This window comes from Microbacterium testaceum, assembly GCF_003075375.1.
Taxonomy (GTDB): Bacteria; Actinomycetota; Actinomycetes; order Actinomycetales; family Microbacteriaceae; genus Microbacterium; species Microbacterium testaceum_E.
The window spans coordinates 1-6,109 of the sequence record NZ_QDFT01000080.1; the positions used below are offsets into that span (position 1 = coordinate 1).

General features: G+C 72.2%; 5 protein-coding genes. All 5 read left to right on the forward strand.

Annotated features, from left to right (window positions below):
• The coding region (locus DC432_RS15680) for a GntR family transcriptional regulator (RefSeq protein ID WP_133177974.1) at window positions 1-517 on the forward strand (517 nt) is incomplete at its 5' end.
• Window positions 514-2,040 carry an MmgE/PrpD family protein gene (locus DC432_RS15685; RefSeq protein ID WP_116538635.1) on the forward strand — a complete coding sequence of 509 codons (1,527 nt, stop codon included), beginning with the start codon at window positions 514-516 and terminating at the stop codon, window positions 2,038-2,040. The genes DC432_RS15680 and DC432_RS15685, both read left to right, overlap by 4 nt.
• Window positions 2,040-2,939, forward strand: a complete 900-nt coding sequence (prpB, locus tag DC432_RS15690; RefSeq protein ID WP_116538636.1) for a methylisocitrate lyase — start codon at window positions 2,040-2,042, stop codon at window positions 2,937-2,939. Before DC432_RS15685 ends, prpB begins: the two co-directional genes overlap by 1 nt.
• 32 nt (window positions 2,940-2,971) lie before the next feature.
• Entirely contained in the window at window positions 2,972-4,156 is a 1,185-nt protein-coding gene (locus DC432_RS15695) for a bifunctional 2-methylcitrate synthase/citrate synthase (protein WP_116538637.1), read from the forward strand.
• Entirely contained in the window at window positions 4,156-5,367 is a 1,212-nt protein-coding gene (locus DC432_RS15700; protein ID WP_116538638.1) for a thiolase family protein, read from the forward strand. The genes DC432_RS15695 and DC432_RS15700 overlap by 1 nt, the downstream gene beginning before the upstream one ends.
• The last annotated feature ends 742 nt before the right edge of the window (window positions 5,368-6,109 follow it).

A 6,109-nucleotide genomic window follows, 5' to 3' on the forward strand; every position in this document is an offset into this window, starting at 1 on the left:
TCGCACGCCGCTGCGCGAGGCGCTGCGTCGGCTCGCCTCGGACGGACTGGTCGCCCAGGCCTCGGCGCGCGTCACCGTGGTCGCCGGCATCGACGCCGACGACATCGGCGCACTGTTCGAACTGCGCCGCGCGCTCGAGACCGAGGCGGCCCGACTGGCCGCGCAGCGCGGCGATCGGCGCGTCTTCACGGCCCTCGCGGCGGAGTTCACCGCGATCGGCACCGCCGACGCGGACGCGTACTACGCCCTCATCGCCCGTTTCGACGCGGCGATCGACGCGGCCGTCGACAACGCGTATCTGTCGGGCGCTCTGCGCAGCGTCCGCACCCACCTGGTGCGGGTGCGGCGCATGGCCCGCGACAACCCCCTGCGACTTTCCGCCTCGGCGCGAGAGCATGAACTGATCGCCCGCGCGATCGGCGGCGGCGACCCCGAACTCGCCGCGCACGCCACCCACGTGCACCTGCACAACGCCCTCACGACCATCCTCGAAGCCCTCACGGAGGACCCCTCATGACGATCACCCACCACGTGCGCGTGCACCGCAGCGACGAGAACCTCGCCCGTGAGGGCCAGCTCGCCTGGGCTCTCGCGCGCGTCGCGGTCGACCCGGTCGCGGTCGACGACGACGTGGTCGACATGATCGTGAACCGTCTGATCGACAATGCCGCGGTGGCCGCGGCATCCCTCACCCGCCAGCCCGTCAGCGCCGCGCGCCAGCAGGCCCTCGATCACGCGGTGTCGATCGGCGGCCCGGGCGCGACGGTCTTCGGCTGCGCTCTCGAGCGCCGATCGAGCCCCGAGTGGGCGGCGTGGGCCAACGGCGTGGCGGTCCGCGAGCTCGACTACCACGACACCTTCCTCGCGGCCGACTACTCCCACCCGGGCGACAACATCCCGCCCGTGCTCGCCGTCGCCCAGCACACCGGTCGCGACGGCGCCGCCCTGGTGCGCGCCCTCGCGACGGCGTACGAGATCCAGATCGACCTGGTGCGCGCGATCTCGCTGCACAAGCACAAGATCGACCACGTCGCCCACCTCGGTCCCGCCGCGGCGGCCGGCATCGGTACGCTGCTCGACCTCGACCAGCACACCATCTACCAGGCCATCGGCCAGGCGCTGCACACGACCACTGCGACCCGTCAGTCGCGCAAGGGCGAGATCTCGACGTGGAAGGCGCACGCCCCCGCCTTCGCCGGCAAGATGGCGATCGAGGCCGTCGACCGCGCGATGCGCGGAGAGACCAGCCCCTCGCCTATCTACGAGGGCGAGGACGGCGTCATCGCGTGGCTGCTCGATGGCCCCGACGCCTCCTACGACGTGCCGCTCCCCGGTGAGGGCGAGAGCAAGCGCGGCATCCTGGACTCGTACACGAAGGAGCACTCGGCCGAGTATCAGGCGCAGGCGTGGATCGACCTGGCCCGACGCCTCGGCACCGAGCGGCCCGACCTGCGCGATCCGGCGAATGTGGCATCCATCGTCCTGCACACCAGCCACCACACGCACTACGTGATCGGCTCGGGGGCGAACGACCCGCAGAAGTACGACCCGACCGCCTCGCGCGAGACGCTCGACCACTCGATCCCCTACATCTTCGCCGTCGCGCTGCAGGACGGCGCCTGGCACCACGTGGACTCGTACGCCCCCGAGCGCGCGGGTCGCGACGACACCGTCGCGCTGTGGCAGAAGATCACCACGGCCGAGGATGCCGAGTGGACCCGCCGCTACCACTCCGAGGATCCGAACGAGAAGGCCTTCGGCGGCCGCGTGGTCATCACCCTGGCCGACGGCTCCACCGTCGAAGACGAGATCGCCGTCGCCGACGCCCACCCGCTCGGCGCCCGGCCGTTCGCGCGCGAGGACTACATCCGCAAGTTCCGGACGCTGGCCGAGCCCGTCCTGCTGCCCGAAGAGATCGAGCGGTTCCTCGAGCTCGTCCAGCGCCTGCCCGAGCTGACGCCCGCCGAGGTGATGCAGCTGACGATCGTCGCCAAGCCCGGCGTGCTGGCTTTGGCTCCCGCGCCCAAGGGGCTGTTCTGATGCTGTACGCGCAGACCACCCCGCAGCAGAAGCGCCGCGCGCTGCGCGAGAAGCTGGCATCCGGAGATCTCGTGCGGATGCCGGGGGCGTTCAACCCGCTGTCGGCCCGCCTCATCGAGCGCAAGGGCTTCGACGGCGTCTACATCTCGGGCGCGGTCATCTCGGCCGACCTGGGGCTGCCCGACATCGGCCTGACCACGCTGACCGAGGTCGCCGGTCGCGGCCAGCAGATCGCGCGGATGACCGAACTGCCGGCGATCATCGACGCCGACACCGGTTTCGGCGAGCCGATGAACGTCGCCCGCACCATCCAGACCCTCGAGGACGCCGGGCTCGCCGGCACGCACATCGAGGACCAGGTCAACCCGAAGCGCTGCGGCCACCTCGACGGCAAGAGCGTCGTCGACGCCGACACCGCGATCAAGCGCATCCGCGCCGCGGTCGACGCGCGCCGTGACCCCGACTTCCTCATCATGGCGCGCACCGACGTGCGCGCGGTGGAGGGACTGGATGCCGCGATCGACCGCGCGAAGGCCCTGGTCGACGCCGGCGCCGACGCGATCTTCCCCGAGGCCATGCGCGATCTGGGCGAGTTCGAGGCGATGCGCACGGCGCTGGACGTGCCGATCCTGGCGAACATGACCGAGTTCGGGAAGTCGGAGCTGTTCTCGACCGCGCAGCTGCGGGACGCCGGGGTCAACCTGGTCATCTGGCCGGTGTCGCTGCTGCGGCTCGCGATGGGAGCGGCGGGCCGCGGCCTGGACGCCCTGGCATCCGAGGGTCATCTGCGCGACCAGCTCGGCGAGATGCAGCACCGCGCCGACCTTTACGACCTGATCGACTACGAGGGCTACACGCGCTTCGATGCCGACGTGTTCGACTTCACCGTCGAGCGCTGAGAACACACCACGCACGACTCGAGGGAGAGACGATGACCGACATCAAGAAGGGCCTCGCCGGCGTCACGGTCGACGAGACCGCGATCAGCAAGGTCAACCCCGACACCAACAGCCTGCTCTACCGCGGCTACCCGGTGCAGGAGTTGGCCGCGACGCAGCCGTTCGAGGCGGTCGCGTACCTGCTGTGGAACGGGGAGCTCCCGGATGCCGCCCAGCTCGCCGCCCTGCGCGCCACCGAGCGTCAGCACCGGGCGCTGACCGACGACGTCCGCGCCGCGATCGACCTGCTGCCCACGAGCGCCCACCCGATGGACGAGGTGCGCACGGCCGTGAGCGTGATCGGCGCCCGCGAGACCGCCGGGATCTCGAACGTGATGGATGCCGTCGGCACCCCCGAAGAGAACCTCGACCGCTCCGTGCGCCTCTGGGCGCAGCTGCCCGCCGTGGTCGCGTACGGTCAGCGCCGCCGGCGCGGCGAGGAGCTCGTCGCGCCCCGTGACGACCTCGACTACGCGGCGAACTTCCTGTGGATGACCTTCGGCGTCGAGTCCGACCCCGTCGTCGTCGACGCGTTCAACCGCTCGATGGTCCTGTACGCCGAGCACTCGTTCAACGCCTCGACCTTCACCGCGCGGGTCATCGCGTCGACCCTGAGCGACCTGTACTCCGCGGTCGTCGGCGCGATCGGCGCCCTCAAGGGACCGCTGCACGGCGGCGCGAATGAGGCCGTGCTGCACGTGTTCACCGAGATCGGGTCGGCCGAGAACGTCGGCCCGTGGCTCGACGAGGCCCTCGCCGCCAAGCGCAAGATCATGGGCTTCGGTCACCGCGTCTACAAGCGCGGCGACTCCCGGGTGCCGACGATGAAGGCCGCCCTCGACACGCTGGTCGAGCACTACGACCGCCCCGACGTGGCCGCGCTCTACGACGCGCTCGAGGCGCAGTTCGTCGAGCGCAAGGGCATCTACCCCAACCTCGACTACCCCTCGGGCCCCGCCTACGACCTGATGGGTTTCGACACGCTCACCTTCACGCCGCTGTTCGTCGCCGCCCGGGTGACCGGCTGGACGGCGCACGTGCGCGAACAGCAGGCGTCGAACGCGCTCATCCGCCCACTCTCGGCCTATGTCGGTCCGAACGAGCGCCATGTCGAGGGGTACGTCCCGGATGCCGCCGACCTCGACGCCCAGGAGCGCCCCGAGGAAGCCGCGAGCTGATGTCGGCCGCAGATCGCGGGCTCGCGGGGGATTCGACGGCCCCGCGGATCGTCCTCGTGTCGGGGGCGCGCACGCCCATCGGCTCGTTCGGAGGGGCCCTGTCGAGCGTCGACGCCCACGAGCTCGGGGCGGTCGCGGTCGCCGAGGCGTTGCGTCGCGCGGACGTTGCGGCCGACGACGTCGACGAGGTCGTCATGGGCTGCATCGCGCAGAACGGCCCCGACGCCTACAACGCCCGCCGGGTCGCGCTCGCCGCGGGGCTTCCCACGCGCGTGCCCGCGTTCACGGTGAACCGCCTGTGCGGCTCGGGCCTGCAGGCGATCTGGTCGGCGGCGCAGGAACTGCGCTGGGGCGGGATCGACGTCGCCGTGGCGGGCGGCGACGAGAGCATGTCGCGCACGCCCTTCCTCGACTACGGCGCCCGCGGCAACACCCGACTCGGCGATCGCACCCTGCTCGACGGCACGCTCGCGATCCTCACCGACCCGTTCAGCGGCCGGCACATGGGAACGACGGCCGAGGTGGTGGCATCCCGGTACGACGTCTCTCGAGAGCAGCAGGACGCTTTCGCCGTCGAGAGTCAGCGCCGTGCGGCGACGGATGCGGCTCGCGCGGCGTTCGCCGAAGAGATCGTCGCGGTGACGACCGGCGGGAGGCGCCCGGTCGAGGTCGCGGTCGACGAGCACCCGCGGCCGGGAACGACCCTCGAGACACTGGCCGGCCTGCGTCCGGCGTTTGAGAAGGACGGCTCGGTCACCGCCGGCAACTCCTCGGGCATCAACGACGGTGCGGCGGCCATGGTGCTGATGCGCGAGGATGACGTGCGCGAGCGCGGGCTGACCGGCCTGGCGACCCTCGAGGCCGTGACCACCGCGGGCGTCGACCCCGAGATCATGGGCTATGCGCCGGTCATCGCGCTGCAACGCCTGTGGGAGCGGACGGGTCTGACGCCCGCCGACGTCGACGTGATCGAGCTGAATGAGGCGTTCGCGGCGCAGGCGGTCGCGGTGATCCGCGACGCCGGGCTCGACCCCGAGAAGGTCAATCCGTACGGCGGTGCGATCGCGCTCGGGCACCCGGTCGGGGCGACCGGGGCGATCCTCACGGTGCGCGCGGCCCTCGACCTGCAGCGCCGCGACCTCGAATACGCCGTCGTGACGATGTGCATCGGCGGGGGTCAGGCGCTGGCGGCGCTGCTGCGGCGGTACTGACGGCGCGCCGTGGGCGGCGCCGTGCGCGGCGTCGTTGTGCACAACGGCGGGGAATGTGGTGACACGCCGTGCGGTGGGGGTCGTGTGGCGGCGTGTCGCCGTGGGCTCCCGCCGTTGTGCCCGGGGTGACCCGGGGACGCTGTGCGCGGCGCTGGGGTGACCCCGGGGGGTGCCGTGGGCGGCGCTGTGTGCACAGCGGCGGGGAATCTGGCGGCACGCCGTGCGGTGGGGGTCGTGTGGCGGCGTGTCGCCGCTGGCTCCCGCCGTTGTGCCCGGGGTGACCCGGGCGTGCCGTGGGCGGCGCTGTGGTGGCCCCGGGGGGTGCCGTGGGCGGCGCTGGGTGCACAGCGGCGGGGAAGATGGCGACACGCCGTGCGGTGGGGGTCGTGTGGCGGCGTGTCGCCGCTGGCTCCCGCCGTTGTGCCCGGCATGACCCGGGCGTGCCGTGGGCGGCGCTGTGGTGACCCCGGGGGTGCCGTGGGCGGCGCTGGGTGCACAGCGGCGGGGAATCTGGCGGCACGCCGTGCGGTGGGGGTCGTGTGGCGGCGTGTCGCCGTGGGCTTCCACCGTTGTGCACGGGGTGAGCCGGGGGCGGATGATGGACGGATGAGCGTGTACCTTCTCGGCGGCGGGCGCGACACCGCGCGCTGCGGCGACCTGCTGCGTCCCTTCGTCGACGAGGCGCGGGCCGGTGCGGTCGACCACGGCATCCCGGATCCAGGCGACGGCGTCGAGGTACGCG